Raw genomic sequence first — 20,578 nt, 5'->3', positions numbered from 1 at the left:
TATCTGAGCCACGTCACGACAGTAGCGACCGGCGGCGGCTCGCACACGACGGTTGCGCCCGCGCTCGGGCCTGTGCAAACGGACCCGGGGAGCGCGTGCCGGAGGGTGGCGGCGGGTCCGCGTCCCGCCGATCCGCGGTGGTCGGGGTCCGCTAGGGTGACCGAGCGCGACCGCCCCGGTGCTCCGCGACCGGGCGCTCCGGGGTCCGCAGAGAGTCGAGGGGTGCCGTGAAGGCGATCCGCCGCTTCATCGTCCGCTCCGTCCTCCCGCCCGAGCTCTCGGCTCTGGGCGATCTGGCGGGCAATCTCCGCTGGGCCTGGCACGAGCCCGCCCGGCGCTTGTTCGAGCGGGTCGATCCGGAGCTGTGGCGGCGCGGGGGAGCGGACCCCACCGCTCTGCTCGGAGCAGTGAGCCCCGAGCGCCTCACCGAGCTGGCGGGGGACCAGGGTTTCGTCGACGAGGCGTGGCGCCTCCGCGACGAGCTGGAGCGCTACCGCACCGAGCCGCGGTGGTACCAGTCGCTGCCGGAGTCCGCCCCGCGCTCGATCGCCTACTTCTCGCCGGAGTTCGGCATCGCGGCGGCGCTGCCCCAGTACTCCGGCGGACTCGGCATCCTCGCGGGCGACCACCTGAAGGCCTCCTCGGACCTGGGCGTGCCGCTCACCGGCGTGGGCCTCTTCTACCGGTCGGGCTACTTCTCGCAGAAGCTCTCCGCCGACGGCTGGCAGCTCGAGTCCTACCCCTCGCTCGATCCCGACGGGCTGCCGCTGCGCGTCGTCCGTCTCGCCGACGGCTCGCCCGCCCGCATCGTGCTGGCGCTCCCCGAGGGACGCGCGCTCTACGCCCGGGTCTGGCGCGCGGAGGTCGGCCGGGTGACCCTCCTCCTGCTCGACACCGACATCCCCGAGAACGAGGACTCGCTCCGCTCCGTCACCGACCGCCTCTACGGCGGCGGGGGCGAGCACCGCCTGCTGCAGGAGCTGCTGCTGGGCATCGGCGGGGTCCGCGCGCTCGAGCTCTGGGCCGAGGTCTCGGGCGGCGTCCTCCCGGAGGTGTTCCACACCAACGAGGGGCACGCCGGCTTCCAGGGGCTCGAGCGCATCTCCGGCCTGATCGGCGCGGGCCTGGACTTCGACCAGGCTCTCCAGGTGGTGCGGGCGAGCACGGTCTTCACCACGCACACTCCCGTGCCGGCGGGCATCGACCGCTTCGACCGCGGGATGATCGAGGAGTACTTCTCCACGGAGCTGCTCCCGGGCGTGCAGGTCGAGGACGTGCTCGCGCTGGGCGCCGAGCCGGGGGACTCCGGGACGGCGTTCAACATGGCGTACATGGGCCTGCGGCTCGCGCAGCGCTCCAACGGCGTCTCGACGCTGCACGGCGAGGTCAGCCGCTCGATGTTCTCGAGCCTCTGGCCCGGCTTCGAGACGGCGGAGGTGCCGATCGGCTCGGTGACGAACGGCGTCCACGCGGCCACCTGGACCGATCCGATCCTCCGGCGGCTCGCGGAGGAGCGGCTCGGCACCGACGACACGACGCGGGCCGACTGGGCCTCGGGCTCGCTCGGCGACACCGAGCTGTGGGCCGCGCGCCGGGCGATGCGGGAGCAGCTGGTGCGGGACGCCCGCCGCCGGGCCGCCCGCTCCTGGCGCGAGCAGAACCCGGGCGGCCTCCCGCCGGCCTGGCTCGACGAGCTGCTGGACCCGGACGTGCTCACCATCGGCTTCGCGCGGCGGGTGCCGACCTACAAGCGGCTGACCCTGATGCTCCACGACCCCGAGCGTCTGCGCGCGCTGCTCACCCACCCGCAGCACCCGATCCAGATCGTCATCGCGGGCAAGTCCCACCCTGCCGACGAGGAGGGGAAGCGCCTGATCCAGCGGCTCGTCCGCTTCGCGCAGGAGCCGGACGTGCGCCGCAGGATCGTCTTCCTGCCGGACTACGACATCGCGATGGCGCAGCTGCTCTACCCGGGCACCGACGTCTGGCTCAACAACCCGCTGCGCCCGCTCGAGGCGTGCGGCACCTCGGGGATGAAGGCGGCGCTCAACGGCTCGCTCAACCTCTCGATCCTCGACGGCTGGTGGAACGAGTACTTCGACGGCGAGAACGGCTGGGCGATCCCCTCCTCCGACCGCGCGCTCGACCCGGAGGCCCGCGACACGCTCGAGGCCGAGGCGCTCTACGAGCTGCTCGAGACCGAGGTCGTGCCGCGCTACTACGAGCGTGACCACGACGGCGTGCCCCGGCGGTGGGTGCGGTCGATCCGGCACACCCTCGCGACCCTCTCGCCCGAGCTCTCCGCCGAGCGGATGGTGCGCCAGTACGTCGAGGCGCTCTACTCGCCGGCCGCCGAGGCCGGGCGCGCCGTCGCCGCCGACCACTTCGAGCCGGCCAAGGAGCTGGCGACCTGGAAGCGGCGGGTCCGCGCCGGCTGGCCCGGGGTCGCGGTCGCGTCCGTCGAGTCCGGCGGGATCGACGCGGTGCCCCAGCGCGGGGACCGGCTCGCCGTGCGGGCGGGCGTGCGCCTGGGCGAGCTCTCGCCGGCGGACGTCTCGGTCGAGGTCGTCTACGGGACGACGTCCGCTGACGGCTCGCTCACCGAGGTCCGCCACCACGAGCTCGAGGTGGTCGAGGAGTCGGGTGCCGTGGTGCCGGCCGACGCGGTCGGGCGCGTGCCCTACGCCGGAGTGGTCACCCTCGACCGCAGCGGCTCCTTCGGCTACACCGTCCGCGTCGTGCCGCGGCATCCCCTCCTGGCCCGCTCCGCCGAGCTGGGACTGGCCGCCGCCGCCGGCTGACCCCGCCCGGTCCCTCTCCGCGAGATGCCGCTCCGGTGCGCCTTCCTCGGCGTCTCGCGGACCGGAGTGGGATCTCGCGGGAGGAGGACGGCGCATCGAGCGAAACGGCGCCCGGAGGAGGACGGCGAGGGATCGGGGGTCAGCGCGCGATGTCGGCGAGGAGGGCGGCCGTCGCGGCGACGAGGTCGGCGGGGGTGAGCTCGATGTCGAAGCCCCGGCGCCCGCCCGACACGAGCACCGTGTCGTGGAGCTCGACGGTCTCGTCGATCACGGTGCGATGCCGCGTCCTCTGCCCGAGCGGCGAGATGCCGCCGAGCACGTAGCCGGTCCGGCGCTGGGCCAGCACGGGGTCGGCCATCGCCGCCCGCCTGCCTCCGACCGCGGCCGCGAGCTCCTTCAGCCCGAGGGAGCCGGTGACGGGCACGACGCCCACCACGAGCTCGCCGTCCACGTCGACCATCAGGGTCTTGAACACACGCTCCGGCTCGACGCCGAGCGCCTCGGCCGCCTCGAGCCCGTAGCGCGTCGTGGCCGGGTCGTGCCGGTACTGGCGGGGAGTGAAGGGGACGCCCGCCGCCGTCAGCGCGACGGTCGCCGAGGTCCCCGGCCCGCTCCGCGCCATCAGGCGTCCTGCTCGGCCGCCGGCCCGTGCGCGGCGAAGAGCTGCATCGAGGTGCCGGCCACGCGGATGACCTGCCCCGGCTCGAATGACTCGCCGTGCTCCAGCGGCTCCGGCTCCTCGCTGTTCCACAGGCGCGTGTAGCCGGTGACCCCCTCGCCGTCGGCGAGCACGACCGTGGTGTCCTCCTCGACGCCGTGCACCACCAGCAGGACGCGGTCCGGCTCGCCCTCGACCGGCGTCGAGGCGGCGAGGTACTGCAGCGTCCGGTTGGCGGCGGAGGTCCAGTCGTGCTCGCTCATCCCGCGCCCGTGGGCGTCGAACCACGTCATGGTCGTGGCGCCCGGCTCGCTCGCGTCGCCGCTGCCGTAGCGGGAGGGACGCAGCGCCGGGTGCTCACGCCGCAGGCGCAGCAGGGTGCGCGTGTGCGCGCGGAGCGCGAGCTGCCAGTCGGCCAGGCCCTCCCAGCGCACCCAGGTCAGGTCCGAGTCCTGGCAGTAGGCGTTGTTGTTGCCGCGCTGGCTGCGCCCGGTCTCGTCGCCCGCCGTGATCATCGGCACGCCGGCCGACAGCAGCAGGGTGCCGAGGAGGTTCCGCATCGCCTTGCGCCGCGCCAGCGTGATCCGCTCGTCGGTGGTGGGGCCCTCGAAGCCGTGGTTGAAGGAGCGGTTGGTGTCGGCTCCGTCGCGGTTCGACTCGCCGTTGCCGATGTTGTGCTTGACGTTGTACGAGACCAGGTCCGCCAGCGTGAAGCCGTCGTGCGCGGTGACGAAGTTGACCGACGCGAGGGGGCCCCGCTCCGCCGAGAAGGTGTTGGAGGAGCCCGAGAGCCGGGTCGCGAAGCCGCCGATGCCGACGGGGGCCGTGCCGGCGCGGCGGGCGTAGTCGATGTCCGAGAGCCAGAAGTTGCGGGCGCGGTCGCGGTAGCGGTCGTTCCACTCCGACCACCCGGCCGGGAAGTTCCCGGTCTGCCAGCCGCCCATTCCCACGTCCCAGGGCTCGGCGATCATCTTCACGCCGGCCAGCGCCGGATCCTCGACCGCGGCCCGCAGCAGCGGGTGGTCGCTCCGGAAGTGCGCGATCTCGTCCCGGCCGAGGGTCGCGGCCAGGTCGAGCCGGAAGCCGTCGATCCCGACCTCGCCCGACCAGTAGCGCATCGAGTCCAGCGCGAGGCGCTGCGCCGCGGGCCGGCCGAAGTCGATCGTGTTCCCGCAGCCGGTGACGTCCACGTAGTGGCCCTCGGGCGTCTGGCGGTACCAGCCGGCGTCGTCGATCCCGCGCAGGCTCGACATCGGCCCGCCCGGCCCCTCCTCGGCGGTGTGGTTGTAGACCACGTCCAGGATCACCTCGAGGCCGGCCTCGTGCAGGAGCTTCACCATCCCCTTGAACTCGCGGAGCACCGCGGTCGGTCCGCCGCGCTGCGCGGTGGAGGAGGCGTACGAGGCGTGCGGGGCGAAGAAGTTCAGCGTGTTGTAGCCCCAGTAGTTGGTCAGCCCCTGCCGCAGCAGGCGCTGCTCCGACACGAACGCGTGCACGGGCAGCAGCTCGACCGCCGTCACGCCCAGATCGAGCAGCGCCGAGACCGTCGACTCGTGCGCCAGGCCGGCGTAGGTGCCGCGCAGCTCCACGGGCAGCGCCGGGTTCAGCCGGGTCAGCCCCTTCACATGCGCCTCGTAGATCACGGTGCGGTCCATCGGGGTGCCGGGCCGGGAGGAGGAGCCCCAGTCGAACGCGTCGTCCACGACGACCGAGCGCCACTCGTTCTCCGCCACCCGGTGCAGGCCGCGGGAGTACGGCTCCAGCAGGGCCCGGCGGGGGTCGAAGCGGTGCCGGGGGCCCGTCGGCCCGTCGACGCGCAGGGCGTAGCGGCGGCCGGGGGCCAGCAGATCGGAGCGCGCGGACCAGACCGCGGCGTCGTCGCGCGCCAGCGGGACCGTGCGGGTCACCCAGGTCGGGTCCTTCTCGTCGTACAGCAGCAGATCGACGGCGCTCGCGCTCTCGGACCAGACCCGCAGCTCACCGCCCTGATCGTCCACGGTCACGCCGAGCCGGGCCAGGGGATCGTGAGAGGTCATGCGACTTACAGTAGTGACGGGCACCGGCTCCCTCCGTGCCCCGACGCGGGACGAAGGGCTGCTGTGATCTACCTCGACCACGCCGCGACCACCCCGCTGCGCGCCTCGGCGCTCGCCGCGTTCGCGGAGGCGTCCGCCCACGGCGGCAATCCCTCCTCCGTCCACGGCTCCGGCCAGGAGGCGCGCCGCCGGCTGGAGGACGCCCGGTCGGCGCTCGCCGGGGTGCTCGGCTGCGAGCCGATCGAGGTGATCCTCACCGCCGGCGGCACCGAGGCGGTCAACCTCGGGATCAAGGGCCTCTACTGGCAGCGCCGAAGCGAGGACCCGGCTCGCGTCCGGGTCCTGGTCGCCGAGGGGGAGCACCACGCGACGCTCGACTCGGCCGCCTGGCTCGCCGAGCACGAGGGCGCCGTCCTCGAGCGGCTGCCTCTCGACGACGAGGGCACCCTGCGGCCGGAGGCGCTCGCCGCGGCGCTGGAGGAGGACCCCGGCTCGGTCGCCCTGGTCACGGTGCTCTGGGTCAACAACGAGATCGGGACGATCAATCCGATCGCCGAGCTGGCGGCGGCGTGCGCCCGCGCCGGCGTCCCCCTCCACGTCGACGCGGTCGCCGCCCTCGGGCACGTGCCGCTGCGGATCGCCGAGATCCGCCGCGCCTCCGGCTCCGGGCGCGGCGCGGGACTGGCCGCCGTCAGCGTCTCGGGTCACAAGGTCGGCGGCCCGATCGCGACCGGTGCGCTCGTGCTCGCCCGCGACGCCCGCCTGGTCCCGGTGCTGCACGGAGGCGGACAGCAGCGGGGCGTCCGCTCCGGCACCCAGGACGTGCCCGGCGCCGCGGCCTTCGCCGCCGCCGCGGTCGAGGCGGACGCCGAGCTGTCGGCGGAGGCGCAGCGCCTTGCCGCCCTGCGCGACCGGCTCGTCGCGGGCGTCCTCGCCGCCGTGCCGGGGGCGACCCTGACCGGGCCCGCCCTCGACTCCGGACGCCGGGTCGCCAACAACGCGCACCTCGCCTTCCCCGGTGCGCAGGGCGACTCCCTCCTCTTCCTCCTCGACACCGCGGGCGTCTCCGTCTCGACCGGGTCCGCCTGCACGGCGGGGATCCCGGAGCCCTCGCACGTGGTCCTCGCGCTCGGGCGGAGCGAGGAGGAGGCCCGCGGGGTGCTCCGGATGACGCTCGGCCACACCTCGACCGACGCGGACGTCGACGCCCTCCTGGCCGCGCTGCCCGCCGCCTACGCCCGCGCCGCCCGAGCCGGACTCTCGAGCCGCGCGGTGCTGCCCGCCTGAACCCCTGCCGGCCGCGCCCGCGGGAAACGTAGACTCGCACGGTGAAGGTTCTGGCGGCGATGAGCGGTGGAGTGGACTCGGCGGTGGCCGCGGCCCGCGCGGTGGAGGCGGGGCACGATGTGGTGGGCGTGCACCTCGCCCTGAGCAGGATGCCCGGCACGCTGCGCACCGGCAGCCGGGGGTGCTGCACGATCGAGGACTCGATGGACGCGCAGCGCGCCGCGAACGTCCTCGGCATCCCGTACTACGTGTGGGACTTCTCCGAACGGTTCAAGCTGGACGTCGTCGACGACTTCGTCGCCGAGTACTCGGTGGGCCGCACCCCGAACCCCTGCATGCGCTGCAACGAGCGGATCAAGTTCGCCGCCCTGCTCGAGAAGGCTCTCGACCTCGGCTTCGACGCGGTCTGCACCGGCCACTACGCCTCCCTCCGCACCGCCGCCGACGGCTCCCCGGAGCTCCACCGCGCGAGCGACGAGGCGAAGGACCAGTCCTACGTCCTCGGCGTGCTGACGGAGCAGCAGCTGCGGCACTCGATGTTCCCGCTCGGCTCCACGCCGTCCAAGGCGATCGTGCGCGCGGAGGCGGCCGAGCGGGGCCTCAGCGTCGCGAGCAAGCCCGACAGCTACGACATCTGCTTCATCCCCGACGGCGACACCCGCGGCTGGCTCGCCGAGCGCGTCGCCCCCGAGACCGGAGCGGTCGTCGATCGTGACGGCGCGGTGGTCGGCTCCCACGAGGGCGCTCACGGGTACACGGTGGGCCAGCGCCGGGGCCTGCACCTCGGCGTCCCGGCGCCCGACGGCCGGCCGCGCTTCGTCCTGGAGGTGCGGCCGGTGAGCAACGAGGTCGTCGTCGGTCCGCGCGAGGCGCTGCGCATCGGCGAGATCGCCGGCGAGCGGTTCACCTGGGCGGGGGCCGCTCCCGAGGACGCGGACGCGCCCTTCCGCTGCGACGTCCAGATCCGCGCCCACGCCGACCCGGTCCCCGCCTCCGCGGTGGTGTCGCACGTCGATGGCAGGGTGGAGCTCGTGATCACTCCGGACTCGCCGCTCGACGGCGTCGCCCCCGGCCAGACGGCCGTCGTCTACCTCGGCACCCGCGTGCTGGGCCAGTGCACGATCGACCGCACGGTCGCGGCCGACGCCGCGGTGCTCCGGTGAGCGCCGTCGAGCCCGCCGCCCGCGTCGAGGAGCTGCGGGCGCGGATCCGGTCGGCGAGCGACGACTACTACGCGGCCGACTCCTCGCCGCTGTCCGACGCCGAGTACGACGCCCTGGTGCGCGAGCTCGCCGCGCTCGAGGCCGAGCACCCCGAGCTCGCCGCCGAGGACTCGCCGACGCGGACCGTCGGCGGGATCGTCGGAGCGGGCCTCGCCCCGATCGACCACGCCGAGCGGATGCTCTCCCTCGACAACGTGTTCTCGGCCGAGGAGCTGCGCGAGTGGTGCGAGAAGACGGTGGCCTCGGCCGACCGCCCCGTCGCCTGGCTCACGGAGCTCAAGATCGACGGGCTCGCGATCTCCCTCCACTACGAGGACGGCCGCCTCGTCACGGCGGCGACCCGCGGTGACGGCCGCACCGGCGAGGACGTCACCGTCAACGCCCTCCGCGTCGCGGGCATCCCCGAGCGCCTCTCCGGCGAGGGCCACCCGGCACTCGTCGAGGTCCGCGGCGAGGTCTTCATCCCCGTGGCCGCCTTCGCCGAGCTGAACGCCCTCCAGGAGACGCTGCGCGACGAGGCGGTCGAGGAGGCGCGGACCCGCTGGTCGTCCCGCCCGCCCGCCACCCGAGGCGTCTTCGAGGAGGAGAAGGCGCGCACGAGCGCACTGCGGCGCTTCCCGACCTTCGCCAACCCGCGGAACGCGGCGAGCGGCGGCCTCCGCCAGCAGCTCGACAAGAAGTCGGGTCTCGACCTGCGCGCCGGCGAGGCGCGCGTCGGCTCCCTCGCGCTCTACGTGCACGGCATCGGCGCCTGGCCGGACCCGCCGGTCGCGACCCAGTCCGAGGTCTACGGGCTCCTCTCCTCCTGGGGACTGCCGGTCAGCGGCCACAACCGCGTCTCGGCCTCGGTGGAGGAGGTGCTCGCCTTCGTCGACCGCTACGGCCGCGAGCGGCACTCGGTCGAGCACGAGATCGACGGCGTGGTCGTGAAGGTGGACGAGCTCGAGCTGCACGACGAGCTCGGCGCCACCAGCCGGGCGCCGCGCTGGGCGATCGCCTACAAGTACCCGCCCGAGGAGGTCCACACGAAGCTCCTCGACATCGTCGTGAGCGTCGGGCGCACCGGCCGCGCGACGCCGTTCGCCCAGATGACCAAGGTGAAGGTCGCGGGGTCCGAGGTGCGCCAGGCCACGCTGCACAACGCCGACGTGGTCAAGGCCAAGGGCGTGCTCATCGGCGACACGGTCGTGCTGCGGAAGGCCGGGGACGTCATCCCCGAGGTGCTCGGCCCGGTGGTGGAGCTCCGCGACGGCTCCGAGCGCGAGTTCGTGATGCCGACGCAGTGCCCCGAGTGCGGCACCACGCTCGCTCCGGCCAAGGAGGGCGACGTCGACCTGCGCTGCCCTAACGCGGAGTCCTGCCCCGCGCAGGTCCGCGGGCGCGTCGAGCACATCGGCAGCCGCGGCGCGCTCGACATCGAGGCGCTCGGCGAGGTCAGCGCCGCCGCCCTGACCCAGCCCCTGGTGCCCGCCGAGCCGCCGCTGCGGACCGAGGCCGGGCTGTTCGAGCTCACGGTGGCCGATCTCTTCCCGATCGAGGTCGTCGTCCGCGACTCCGAGACGGGTCTGCAGAAGCTCGACGCGAAGGGCGATCCGAAGGTCGTCACGCCCTTCAAGCGCAAGCGGCAGCTCGCCAAGGACGGCGCCTTCGACCCGGAGGCGGGAGCCTTCGCGGGGGACGCCGCCTCCGTGCCCTCCACCAACGCCCTCCGGCTGATCGAGAACATCGAGCGGGCGAAGACCAAGGAGCTGTGGCGCCTGCTGGTCTCGCTCAGCATCCGGCACGTCGGCCCGGTCGCCGCGCGCGCGCTGGCGGGCTACTTCGGCTCGCTCGACGCGATCCGCGTGGCGAGCCGCGACGAGCTCGCCGCGGTCGACGGGGTGGGCGGGATCATCGCCGACGCCCTGATCGCCTGGTTCGAGGTCGACTGGCACGTCGAGATCGTCGACCGCTGGGCCGCGGCCGGAGTGCGCTTCGCCACGCCCGGCCACCCCGGTCCCGGTGCCGCGGACGCCGCTGGCGGGGTGCTCGCGGGTCTCACGGTCGTGGCGACCGGCAGCCTGGAGGGGTACTCCCGCGAGGGGGCGCAGGAGGCCATCCTCGCAGCCGGCGGCAAGGCCGGCTCGAGCGTCTCCAAGAAGACCGACTACGTCGCCGCCGGTCCCGGCGCCGGCAGCAAGCTCGGCAAGGCCGAGGCCCTGGGGCTCCGGATCATCACCGCGGCCGAGTTCCACCTCCTGGTGACGGAGGGACCGGACGCGATCGCGCTGCCGGAGGAGGCGTCCGCCGACGCTCCGGAGGAGGCCGCCGCCGGCCCGGACGGGGACGTCGCCGGCGCATCGCGCTCCGACGCCTCGCCGGAGGATGACGCCGTGCCGGAGACCGACGCCGTCCCGGACGCGGCCGCCCCGAGCACGGAGGAGCCGACCGGGCCCGATGCCTGACGCGGGCGGCGGGGAGCGGCGTGCGTTCCTGCGCCGCTCCCTCGCCGACGCAGCGTCGCTCGCGCTCGACGCCGCGGCTCGGCCGACCACCGCCGAGCGTCGGACCGCCGAGGTGCTCGGGCGGATCGACCACGTGGTCGTGCTCTCCTTCGCCGGCCGCAGCCGCGACCAGGTCCTCGGCGCGCTCGACGACACGGACGGCCCGGTGTTCACCGGCGGCACGGACGCCGTGATGACCGCGCCCGGCCCGGACGATCCTCCGGGCGCGCGCTTCGCCCCCGAGATGCTGCCGGTGCACGCGCTCCTCGCCACGGCCTTCGCCCGGGCCGACCACTGGCGCGCCGACGGCCGCGATCCGCTGCCGGCGGCCCTGCGCGCGGCCCGGGAGACCGGCACCGGCTGGGCTCTCGCGGTCGACGAGCGGCAGGGCGTCTCGACCACGCTCCTCGCCGATCCGGAGTGGCCCCACCGCGATCCGGGCGCCGCCGGCTCCCGCGGCGGGCGCCTCCTTCCCATCGACGCGCTGGCCGCCGAGGCCGCAGCCGGCACCCTGCCTCCGCTCGTCCTGGTCGAGCCGCGGTCCCTCGTCGATCCGGCCGACTTCGCCGACGCCGCAGCCGCCGGCACCGATCGATCCGCTGATGCGCGCCTCGCGGAGCAGCTGCTGCACGTCGTGTTCGACGCCGTCCGCGACGGGGAGCGGGCGGGGCGGCGGATGCTGCTCCTCGCCACCGCGCGGGGGAGCGCAGGGCGGCCCGGCACGGTGCCGGCGCTCGTGCTCGCCTCGGCCGTCCCCTCGGGTGCACGGATCGGCGTGCCGCTCGGTCCGGAGACTCCCGCGCAGCTCGTCCGCGCCCGGGCGGGCGTGCGCCGAGCGCTCGTCGATCCGCAGGTCCGAGAGCTGGCCGCACTCCTCAGCGGTCCCGACCGCCCCCTCGCGCGCTGGCCCCGCACGGCGCCGGCTTTCGCGCCGCCCGCGCCGGTCGGGCGGCGCCTCCGCGACGCGGCCCGCCGCGCGCACGTCGACCCCGAGCCGGAGGCCGGACTGCTCGCCCGCGTTCGAGCCGCCGTCCCGGGCGCGTCGCTACACTCCGAGCAGGCGCAGGCGGCGCAGGAGAGGCGGCGGAGATGACCAGCGAGCGGACTCCCTCGGAGCACGACGACGGAGCTCCCCGCTCCCGCTCGCGCCGCCGCTTCCTGGCCGGCACCGCCGCCGCCGGAGTCGGAGCCGGAGCCCTCGCCGGCGGCGCGATCGGCGCGGCCGTCGCCTCCGGCCCCCGCCGCGAGGAGGAGCCGCGACTGCCCGCCCGCACGGAGCCGGGATTCGACCACGTCGTCGTGATCATGTTCGAGAACCGCTCCTTCGACAACGTCCTCGGCCGCCTCTACGGACCGGACGACCTGCCCGCGGGCGAGAGCTTCGAGGGCCTCCTCCCCGAGGAGCGGACCAACACCAGCGCCGGGGGACTGACCGTCGGCACGCACGTCTACGAGGGCGCCACCGACTCCGTGATGCGCCAGCCCGACCCGGACCCGGGCGAGGAGTACCCGCACGTCAACACTCAGCTCTTCGGCACGGTGGATCCGCCCGAGAACGCCGGCCGCACCGTCGGCGCCATGACCGCGCCCTTCAACGCGCCCGCCGACGCCTCCGCCCCGACGATGAGCGGCTTCCTCGAGGACTACGTCCAGCACCTGAGGGTGATGAAGAAGGGGCAGGAGCCCACGGCGGAGGAGGCGCGGACGATCATGGGCGGCTTCTCGCCGGAGATGCTGCCCGTCTTCTCCACCCTCGCCCGCGAGTTCGCCGTCTTCGACCAGTGGTTCTGCGCCGTCCCCTCCCAGACCTTCTGCAACCGGTCCTTCCTGCACGCGTCGACCTCGCACGGCTTCGTCACCAACAAGCAGAGCGGCGGCTACGAGAAGTGGCTCGCGGACGACCTGGCCGACGCGCCGACGGTGTTCAACCGCCTCGAGGAGGCGGGGAGGACCTGGCGCGTCTACTTCGACGCGCTGCAGGTGGTCTCCTACACCGGCTTCCTGCACGCGCCGGTGCTCGAGAAGTACTGGAAGACCCACTTCTCGACGATGGACCGCTTCTACGCCGACGTGGAGAACGGCGAGCTGCCCGACTACGCCTTCCTCGAGCCGCGGCTCGTCTTCGACCACAACGACATGCACCCGCCGACCGGCGTCCTGCACGAGGACGAGGTCGACGGCACGCCCGTCTACGACAGCGCGCTGTCCGACGTCCGCGCCGGCGAGCTGCTGCTGCACCAGGTGTACTCGGCGATCCGGGAGAGCGCGAGCACGACCGGCTCGAACGCGGTGAACACGCTCCTGCTGGCGACCTTCGACGAGCACGGCGGCCTCTACGACCACGTCCCCCCGCCGTCGGCGACTCCGCCGGGCGACGGCCGCGAGGGCGAGATGGGCTTCGCCTTCGACCGGCTCGGCTGCCGCGTGCCGGCGATCGCGGTCTCGGCGTACACGAGGGCCGGCACGATCGTGCACGACGAGCTGCACCACGGCGCCGTGATCCGGACCCTCAGCGCCCTGCACGGCCTCGAGCCGCTGACCGCTCGCGACGCCTCCGCCCCGGACCTCTTCGGGGTGCTGACCCTCGACGAGCCGCGGCAGATCGGCGACTGGCCGACCACGGTGCCGCAGTACCTGCCCCCGAACCCCGAGTCGGCACCGGCGCATCCAGCGCACGTGAACCGCGACAAGCCGCTGAGCCCGCCCGCCGTCGGCCTGATGGGCCTGCTGCTGGCCCGGTACGGCGAGCCCGGCGAGGACCTGCCGACCACCTACGAGGGCGCGTACAACGCACTCCTGAAGCACGGCGCCAGCCTCTTCGGCGGCCCCTGACGGGCGGGCGGCACGGGCGGAGGCGGTGCGGGCGCGCCGAGTAGACTGGCGGCCGGAAATCCCCCCGAACCACCAGACGGAGACGCATGTCCGAGATCACGGCCGACACGGTCGCCCATCTGGCCCAGCTGGCCAGGATCGACCTCACTTCCGACGAGATCGGGAGCCTCACCAGGGAGCTCGGCCAGATCGTCGACTCCGTGCGCGCGGTCCAGGCCGTCGCCACGCCCGACGTGCCGGCGACCAGCCACCCGATCCCGCTCGAGAACGTCTTCCGGCCCGACGTGGTCGGCGAGACCCTCACGCTCGAGCAGGCGCTCTCCGGCGCGCCCGAGCACGACGGCAGCCGCTTCCAGGTGTCCGCGATCCTGGGGGAGGAGCAGTGAGCGCGCACGGCGACGAGCTCGTCCGCCTCAGCGCGTCCGCCCTCTCCGGGAAGCTGGCCGACGGCTCGGTCTCCTCGGTCGAGGCCACCCGCGCCCACCTCGAGCGCATCGACGCGGTCGACGGAGCGGTCCACGCCTTCCTCCACGTCGCGCGGGAGGGCGCGGTCGCGTCCGCCGAGGCGATCGACCGCCGGCGGGCCGACGGCGAGTCGCTGCACCCCCTCGCCGGGGTGCCTCTCGCGGTCAAGGACGTCATCGTCACGAACGACATGCCGACCACGAGCGGCTCCCGCATCCTCGAGGGCTGGCGCCCGCCCTACGACGCGACCGTCATGCGCAAGGTGCGCGAGGCCGGGCTGGTCCCGATCGGCAAGACCAACATGGACGAGTTCGCGATGGGCTCGACCACCGAGCGCAGCGCCTACGGCCCCACCCACAACCCGTGGGACCTCGACCGCATCCCCGGCGGCTCCGGCGGCGGGTCCGCCGCGGCCGTCGCGAGCTACGAGGCGCCCCTGGCCCTCGGCTCCGACACCGGGGGATCGATCCGTCAGCCCGCGCACGTGACCGGCACCGTCGGCGTGAAGCCGACCTACGGCGGCGTGTCCCGCTACGGAGCGATCGCGCTCGCCTCGAGCCTCGACCAGATCGGCCCCGTCTCCCGGACGGTCCTCGACTCCGCGCTGCTGCACGACGTCATCGCGGGCCACGACCCGCGCGACTCGACGTCGCTGCGCGACTCCTGGCCCTCCTTCGCCGACGCGGTGCGCCGCGCCGACGTGACGGGCCTCCGGATCGGCGTGGTCAAGGAGCTCGACGGCGGCGAGGGCTTCCAGCCCGGCGTGCTGGCGCGCTTCCACGAGGCGCTCGAGATCCTTCAGGGCGCCGGAGCCGAGGTCGTCGAGGTGAGCCTCCCGAGCGTCGAGCACGCGGTCGCCGCCTACTACCTGATCCTCCCCGCGGAGGCCTCCAGCAACCTCGCCAAGTTCGACTCGGTCCGGTTCGGCCTCCGGGTCACGCCGGAGGGCGGCGGCACGGTCGAGCAGGTCATGTCCGCGACCCGCGAGCAGGGCTTCGGCCCCGAGGTCAAGCGCCGGATCATCCTCGGCACCTACGCCCTCTCGGCCGGCTACTACGACGCCTACTACGGCAGCGCGCAGAAGGTCCGGACCCTGGTGCAGCGGGACTTCGACGCGGCCTTCGCGGACGTCGACGTGATCGCCTCGCCGACGGCGCCGACGACCGCCTACCGCCTCGGCGAGAAGCTCGACGACCCGCTGGCGATGTACCGCGGCGACGTCGCGACCATCCCGGCGAACCTGGCCGGCATCCCCGGCATCTCCGTCCCCGCCGGCCTCGCCGACGAGGACGGGCTGCCTGTCGGCATCCAGTTCCTCGCTCCCGCCCGGGAGGACGTGCGCCTCTACACCGTGGGCGCCACGCTCGAGGCGCTGCTCGAGGAGAAGTGGGGCCGCCCGCTCCTCGCGCAGGCCCCCGACCTGACCCACTCCGTGCTCTCCGCGACCGAGGAAGGTGCCGTCTGATGGCCTCCGCGCACACGTCCGCTCCCGAGCTGATGGACTACGACGAGGTCTTCGAGACCTTCGAGCCGGTGCTCGGCTTCGAGGTGCACGTCGAGCTCAACACGAAGACCAAGATGTTCTCGGACGCGCCGAACGAGTTCGGGTCCGAGCCCAACACGAACGTGACCCCGGTCGACCTCGGCCTCCCGGGCTCGCTGCCGGTCGTGAACGAGCAGGCCGTCCGCTACTCGATCAGCCTCGGCCTCGCCCTGGGCTGCTCGATCGCCCCGTCCAGCCGCTTCGCGCGCAAGAACTACTTCTACCCGGACCTGGCGAAGAACTACCAGATCTCGCAGTTCGACGAGCCGATCGCCTTCGAGGGCTTGGTCGAGATCGAGCTGGCCGACGGCTCGCTCGTGCAGATCCCGATCGAGCGCGCGCACATGGAGGAGGACGCCGGCAAGCTCACGCACGTCGGCGGCGCCACCGGCCGCATCCAGGGCGCCGAGTACTCGCTCGTGGACTACAACCGCGCGGGGGTCCCGCTCGTGGAGATCGTCACGAAGCCCATCTACGGCGCGAGGAAGAGCGCGCCCGAGTACGCGAAGGCCTACGTCGCGACGATCCGCGACATCGTGCTGGCGCTCGGCATCTCGGACGCCAAGATGGAGCGCGGCAACCTGCGCTGCGACGCGAACGTCTCGCTCCGCCCGATCGGTCAGGAGAAGCTCGGAACCCGCACCGAGACCAAGAACGTCAACTCGCTCCGCTCGGTCGAGCGCGCCGTCCGCTACGAGATCCAGCGCCAGGCGGCGATCCTCGCCGCGGGCGGCACGATCACGCAGGAGACGCGCCACTGGCACGAGGACACCGGCCGCACCTCCGCGGGCCGGCCCAAGAGCGACGCCGACGACTACCGCTACTTCCCGGAGCCCGATCTGCTCCCGGTCAAGCCGAGCCCCGAGCTGATCGAGGAGCTGCGCGCCGCGCTCCCCGAGAAGCCCGCCGACCGCCGTCGCCGCCTCAAGCAGGAGTGGGGCTTCACCGACCTCGAGTTCCAGGACGTCGCCAACAGCGGCCTGCTGGTCGAGATCACCGAGACCGTCTCCGCGGGAGCCGCTCCGCAGGCGGCCCGCAAGTGGTGGACCGGGGAGATCGCGCGCCTCGCGAACGCGGCGGGCGAGGACCCGGCCTCCCTGGTCACCCCGGCCCAGGTCGCCGAGCTCGCCGGTCTGATCGAGAGCGGCACGCTGACCGACCGCCTCGCCCGCGAGGTCCTCCAGGGCGTCATCGCCGGAGAGGGCACCCCGCAGGAGGTCGTCGACGCCCGTGGACTCGCGGTCGTCTCGGACGACGGAGCGCTCATCGAGGCGATCGACGCGGCACTGGCCTCGCAGCCCGACGTGCTCGCGAAGATCCGCGACGGCAAGGTGCAGGCCGCCGGTGCCGTGATCGGTGCCGTGATGAAGGCCATGAAGGGGCAGGCCGACGCTGCCCGCGTCCGCGAGCTCGTCCTGGAGCGCGCGGCCGGCTGAGCCGGTGCGCGGGGAGGTGCGGTCATGAGCGGTGGAACCGGCGACGCGCCCCTTCCCGCGCGGCTCGAGCTGCCGGCGGGCGCCCTCCTGCGTCCTCTCGTCTCGAGCGATGCGGACCTCCTGCACGCGGTGATCGGCGAGCAGCGACCGTGGCTCGCGGCTCTCCTCCGCGGGGACGATCCGGCCGCCCTGCCGTCGGCGTCCCTCGGCGACGACGTACGCGGTCTCCTGCGCCTCGAGGAGGAGTCGCGTGCGGGCAGAGCGCACGCGTTCCTGCTCGTCGGCCCGGACCGCACCGAGGCGCTGGGCGCTCTGAGCGTCCGGCCCGGCGGCGGCGACTCCGCCGAGGCCTCCTGGTGGGTCGTCCCCGCCGTCCGGGGCTCGCGGCTCGAGGAGGAGCTCGACGCCTACGCGCGCCGCTGGCTCCAGCAGCACTGGCCCTTCGACACGGTCACCACGCCCGACAACCACCCCGACGATCCCGCCTCCCTGGCCGGGGCGAACATCGTGGCGCTCGTGCCCGTCGCGCCGGAGCGCACGGCCCTCCCCGACATTGACCCCGCCTCGGCGGCGCTCCTCTGGGCGGAGTACCGCTCCACGCATCCGGGAGTCGACGAAGCGCTCCCGCCGGTCGAGTCGTTCGGCGACAGCACGGCGATGGCGGACGAGCTGCTGGGCCTCGTGCGGCGCGGAGTGAAGACGGCCACGGCGTCCCTCGCCGAGGAGGGGGCGCCCGTCGCGGGCGACCACTGGATCGTCTGCGACGGCGCGGGAGCGGCGCGTGTCGTCCTCGTGACGGACGAGGTGCGGACCGGTCCGCTCGACTCCGTCGACGACGCGTTCGCCTGGGCCGAGGGCGAGGGGGACCGCACGCGCGCCTCCTGGCTCGACGGCCACCGCCGCTACTTCGCCCGCGTCTCACCGGGCGGCCTCGGCGACGTGGTCTTCGAGCGCTTCCACGTGGTCTGGCCGGAGGCCGACGCCGAGCGCGCGGCCGCCTTCGCCCGCTCGGTCGGAGCGTTCCGGCCCGAGGAGCTCGACGGGACTCCCTCGCAGACCTAGGGGGTTTCCCGGATGCCCCGCTCAGGCGCCCTGCGCCAGAGTGGGGTCATGGCTACTCTCGTGCGCCCCCGTCGGGGCAGGATCATCGCCGGCGTCTGTGCCGGTCTCGCCCGCCGATTCGGCTGGAGCCCCTTCGTGGTGCGTCTCCTGTTCGTGCTCTCGTGCCTCCTCCCGGGGCCGCAGATCATCGCCTACCTCGTGATGTGGGTGGTCATCCCGAAGCAGAAGTGACCGAGGCCCCCGCTCCGAGCAGCCTCTGAGAGAACGCTCAGCACCCGGAGCGGTGGGAGGCCTACGGTGGCGGTGTGCGTCCGTCGGGCGCCGAGGAGGAGATCATGGGATTCCTGGACCGACTGCTGGGCCGCGACGAGCAGCCCGAGAGCGCACGCCGCTCGACGTACGCGCCGCCGCAGGCCGCGGACCGCAGGCCCGAGTACGGCTCTCCTCCGGCGACGTCTCCGCGCACCGACGATGAGCGTGCCATCGAGCGCTACCGCTACCTCCTCCGCACCGCGCCGCCCGAGGCGATCGAGCAGGTGCACCGCGAGGCCTTCGAGCAGCTGACCCCGGAGCAGCGCCAGCAGGTCTTCCGAGAGCTCAGCGAGGGGGCCCCCGTCGGCGACGCGCCGAAGGACGATGACCCCCGCACGCTCGCCCAGTCCGCCACGCGGAGCGAGCTGCGCCAGCCCGGATTCATGGAGCGGCGCTTCTCCGGCGGCGGAGGCATGGGCTTCGGCGGCGTCCTCGCCTCCTCGATGCTCGGCACGATCGCCGGGTTCGCGATCGGCTCGGCCATCGCGGGCGCGTTCCTCCCCGACGCGGGAGGCGACTACGCCGGCGGTGACGGCGGGGGAGACGCCTCGGCCGACGGCGGAGCGGATGCGGGAGGTGCGGACGCCTCCGGTGCGGACGCCGGAGACGGCGGCGGCTGGGGCGACTCCGGCGGAGGCGACTTCGGCGGGGGCGGCGACTTCGGAGGCGGCGACTTCGGCTTCTAGCCTCGTTGCAGAGGGCCCCCGATCACGGACAGTGGTCGGGGGCCCTCGCTCGTTCCGGGCTAGTCCTCGTCGGTCAGCATCGCCTTCACCTGGCGGCGGAGGACCTTGCCGATCATGCTCCGCGGCAGCTCGTCGACGACGGTGATCCGCTTGGGCACCTTGTAGGGCGTCAGCGCCTCCCGGACGGCCTTGCGGGCGGCTGCGACGTCGAGCTGCGCGCCCGGCTCCAGGACGACTGCCGCCGCCACGGACTCGCCGCTGCGCGGATCGGGCAGGCCGACCACCGCCACCTCCTTGATCTCGGGCAGGCGGAGCAGCACCTCCTCCACCTCGGACGGCGAGACGTTGAAGCCGCCCGTGATCACGAGCTCCTTGATCCGGTCGACGATGCGCACGAAGCCGTCCTCGTCGATCGTCGCGATGTCGCCGGTGCGGAACCAGCCGTCACCGGTGAAGGTCGCCGCCGTCTCGTCGGGCTTGCGGTGGTAGCCCCGGAACACCTGCGGACCGCGCACGACCAGCTCGCCCTGCTCGCCGGTCGCCACCTCCGTGTCGGGATCCTCGGGGTCGACGATCCGCACGTCGGTGCCGGGCAGCGGGAGCCCGACCGTCCCGGCGCGTCGCGTCGGACCGACCGGGTTGGCCATCAGGACCGGAGAGGTCTCCGAGAGGCCGTAGCCCTCGACGAGCGTGCCTCCGGTCAGCGCCTCGAACGACTCGACCAGCGCCGGGTCGAGCGGCATCGCGCCGGAGATGGCGATCTCGATGCCGCGGAGGGAGACGCCCCGCTGCTGCGCGCTGCGCGCCAGGCGCTCCGCGATCGGCGGAACGGCCGGGAGGAAGGTGGCGGGGTGCTTCTTGACGACCTTCAGCACCAGCTCCGGGTCGAACTTCGGGAACAGCACCAGGCGCGCGCCCATGCTCATCGCGAAGGTGAGGCAGAGCGTCAGCCCGTAGGCGTGGAACATGGGGAGCACCGCGTAGACCACGCAGTCGCCGCGGCGGACCGTCGGCACCCAGGCGCGCGACTGGGCGGCGTTCGCCGTCAGGTTCGCGTGGGTCAGCTCGGCGCCCTTGGGCGTGCCGGTCGTGCCGCTCGTGTACTGGATGACCGCGAGGTCCTCCGCGACCGGGCGCGGGTGCGCCGGGTCGATCCGCCGCCTCAGCAGCGACTCCCACTCGATCGCACCGCGGACCGGCCCGGTCAGCGCGGCGCGCGACTCCCGGGCCTTCTTCAGCGGCAGGCGGAGGGCTGCGCGCATCGAGGCGGGCATCGCGCGGGTGAGGTCGACGGCGACGACGGTCTCGACGCCGAGATCGGCCGGGAGGTCCTGCACCGTCGGCACGACGCGGTTCCAGGCGATCGCGACACGAGCGCCGTGGTCCTCGAACTGGTGGCGCAGCTCGCGCGGGGTGTAGAGCGGGTTGTGCTCGACCACCACGGCGCCGAGCCGGAGGACGGCGTAGAAGGCGACGACGTGCTGCGGGCAGTTCGGGAGGACGAGGGCGACAGGATCGCCCGCGCGGACGCCCAGGCGGCGGAGGCCCTCTGCGGCCCGCTCCACCTCGTCGGCGAGCTGGGAGTAGCTGGTCGAACGGCCGAAGAACTCGAGCGCGACCTGGTGGGGATACCGCTCGGCCGACTCGGTGACGATGTCGACGAGCGAGCCGGTCGGGAGCTCGAGCTCCGTCGGCACGCCGGGCGCGTAGCTGCGGATCCAGGGGCGGGGCGGGTGGGTGCTCACCCGCCCCAC

15 protein-coding genes are annotated in these 20,578 nt (G+C 74.0%); 12 read left to right on the top strand and 3 right to left on the bottom strand.

Annotation, left to right across the window (positions count from 1 at the left end):
* The first annotated feature begins 227 nt into the window (after window positions 1-227).
* A complete protein-coding gene (gene glgP / locus C5C35_RS07025) occupies window positions 228-2,801 on the top strand; it encodes an alpha-glucan family phosphorylase (protein WP_104262829.1) in 2,574 nt (857 codons plus the stop codon).
* Window positions 2,802-2,940: 139 nt separating this feature from the next.
* On the opposite strand, the gene ybaK is transcribed toward glgP, so the two are convergent.
* A complete protein-coding gene (gene ybaK, locus C5C35_RS07020; RefSeq protein WP_104262828.1) occupies window positions 2,941-3,423 on the bottom strand; it encodes a Cys-tRNA(Pro) deacylase in 483 nt (160 codons plus the stop codon).
* Window positions 3,423-5,495, bottom strand: coding sequence for a glycogen debranching protein GlgX (gene glgX, locus C5C35_RS07015; RefSeq protein ID WP_104262827.1), 2,073 nt, complete (start codon window positions 5,493-5,495; stop codon window positions 3,423-3,425). The genes ybaK and glgX overlap by 1 nt, the downstream gene beginning before the upstream one ends.
* A gap of 66 nt (window positions 5,496-5,561) precedes the next feature.
* Between glgX and C5C35_RS07010 the strand changes: the two genes are divergently transcribed.
* From C5C35_RS07010 to C5C35_RS06960, 11 genes are all read left to right on the top strand, one after another.
* On the top strand, window positions 5,562-6,782 hold the full coding sequence (locus C5C35_RS07010) for a cysteine desulfurase family protein (protein ID WP_104262845.1): 1,221 nt from the start codon (window positions 5,562-5,564) through the stop codon (window positions 6,780-6,782).
* Between the two features lie 41 nt (window positions 6,783-6,823).
* Window positions 6,824-7,945, top strand: coding sequence for a tRNA 2-thiouridine(34) synthase MnmA (gene mnmA, locus C5C35_RS07005; RefSeq protein WP_181127379.1), 1,122 nt, complete (start codon window positions 6,824-6,826; stop codon window positions 7,943-7,945).
* Window positions 7,942-10,449 (top strand): NAD-dependent DNA ligase LigA, encoded by a 2,508-nt coding sequence (ligA, locus tag C5C35_RS07000; RefSeq protein WP_146084573.1) that lies wholly within the window; start codon window positions 7,942-7,944, stop codon window positions 10,447-10,449. Before mnmA ends, ligA begins: the two co-directional genes overlap by 4 nt.
* Window positions 10,442-11,581: a hypothetical protein gene (locus tag C5C35_RS06995; protein WP_104232512.1), complete on the top strand. Its 1,140-nt coding sequence runs from the start codon at window positions 10,442-10,444 to the stop codon at window positions 11,579-11,581. Before ligA ends, C5C35_RS06995 begins: the two co-directional genes overlap by 8 nt.
* A complete protein-coding gene (locus tag C5C35_RS06990) occupies window positions 11,578-13,320 on the top strand; it encodes an alkaline phosphatase family protein (protein ID WP_104262825.1) in 1,743 nt (580 codons plus the stop codon). The genes C5C35_RS06995 and C5C35_RS06990 overlap by 4 nt, the downstream gene beginning before the upstream one ends.
* An 86-nt stretch (window positions 13,321-13,406) precedes the next feature.
* Window positions 13,407-13,706, top strand: coding sequence for an Asp-tRNA(Asn)/Glu-tRNA(Gln) amidotransferase subunit GatC (gene gatC / locus C5C35_RS06985; RefSeq protein ID WP_104223877.1), 300 nt, complete (start codon window positions 13,407-13,409; stop codon window positions 13,704-13,706).
* The gene (gatA, locus tag C5C35_RS06980; protein WP_104262824.1) at window positions 13,703-15,250 is read left to right on the top strand and encodes an Asp-tRNA(Asn)/Glu-tRNA(Gln) amidotransferase subunit GatA; all 1,548 of its coding nucleotides are present in this window, start codon (window positions 13,703-13,705) and stop codon (window positions 15,248-15,250) included. Before gatC ends, gatA begins: the two co-directional genes overlap by 4 nt.
* Complete coding sequence (gatB, locus tag C5C35_RS06975) at window positions 15,250-16,764, top strand: Asp-tRNA(Asn)/Glu-tRNA(Gln) amidotransferase subunit GatB (RefSeq protein ID WP_104262823.1); 1,515 nt, start codon at window positions 15,250-15,252, stop codon at window positions 16,762-16,764. Before gatA ends, gatB begins: the two co-directional genes overlap by 1 nt.
* 24 nt (window positions 16,765-16,788) lie before the next feature.
* The gene (locus C5C35_RS06970; protein WP_104262822.1) at window positions 16,789-17,826 is read left to right on the top strand and encodes an ASCH domain-containing protein; all 1,038 of its coding nucleotides are present in this window, start codon (window positions 16,789-16,791) and stop codon (window positions 17,824-17,826) included.
* Window positions 17,827-17,874: 48 nt separating this feature from the next.
* Window positions 17,875-18,057: a PspC domain-containing protein gene (locus tag C5C35_RS06965; protein ID WP_104223873.1), complete on the top strand. Its 183-nt coding sequence runs from the start codon at window positions 17,875-17,877 to the stop codon at window positions 18,055-18,057.
* A 104-nt stretch (window positions 18,058-18,161) separates the two neighbouring features.
* Window positions 18,162-18,824 (top strand): hypothetical protein, encoded by a 663-nt coding sequence (locus C5C35_RS06960; protein ID WP_104262844.1) that lies wholly within the window; start codon window positions 18,162-18,164, stop codon window positions 18,822-18,824.
* 59 nt (window positions 18,825-18,883) lie between these two features.
* On the opposite strand, the gene C5C35_RS06955 is transcribed toward C5C35_RS06960, so the two are convergent.
* Window positions 18,884-20,569 (bottom strand): long-chain-fatty-acid--CoA ligase, encoded by a 1,686-nt coding sequence (locus tag C5C35_RS06955; RefSeq protein ID WP_104254939.1) that lies wholly within the window; start codon window positions 20,567-20,569, stop codon window positions 18,884-18,886.
* Between the last annotated feature and the right edge of the window lie 9 nt (window positions 20,570-20,578).

The organism is Rathayibacter sp. AY1F8, assembly GCF_002932165.1.
Lineage (GTDB): Bacteria > Actinomycetota > Actinomycetes > Actinomycetales > Microbacteriaceae > Rathayibacter.
The sequence above is the reverse complement of the archived record's forward strand: the minus strand, read 5'-3'. Positions and strand labels throughout refer to the sequence as shown.

Bases quoted from the DNA above. Each gene is read 5' to 3' on its own strand.
- ybaK (WP_104262828.1), bottom strand. From the start codon at position 3,423: ATGGCGCGGAGCGGGCCGGGGACCTCGGCGACCGTCGCGCTGACGGCG.
- glgX (WP_104262827.1), bottom strand. From the start codon at position 5,495: ATGACCTCTCACGATCCCCTGGCCCGGCTCGGCGTGACCGTGGACGAT.
- C5C35_RS06995 (WP_104232512.1), top strand. From the start codon at position 10,442: ATGCCTGACGCGGGCGGCGGGGAGCGGCGTGCGTTCCTGCGCCGCTCC.
- C5C35_RS06990 (WP_104262825.1), top strand. From the start codon at position 11,578: ATGACCAGCGAGCGGACTCCCTCGGAGCACGACGACGGAGCTCCCCGC.
- gatC (WP_104223877.1), top strand. From the start codon at position 13,407: ATGTCCGAGATCACGGCCGACACGGTCGCCCATCTGGCCCAGCTGGCC.
- gatB (WP_104262823.1), top strand. From the start codon at position 15,250: ATGGCCTCCGCGCACACGTCCGCTCCCGAGCTGATGGACTACGACGAG.
- C5C35_RS06970 (WP_104262822.1), top strand. From the start codon at position 16,789: ATGAGCGGTGGAACCGGCGACGCGCCCCTTCCCGCGCGGCTCGAGCTG.
- C5C35_RS06965 (WP_104223873.1), top strand. From the start codon at position 17,875: ATGGCTACTCTCGTGCGCCCCCGTCGGGGCAGGATCATCGCCGGCGTC.
- C5C35_RS06960 (WP_104262844.1), top strand. From the start codon at position 18,162: ATGGGATTCCTGGACCGACTGCTGGGCCGCGACGAGCAGCCCGAGAGC.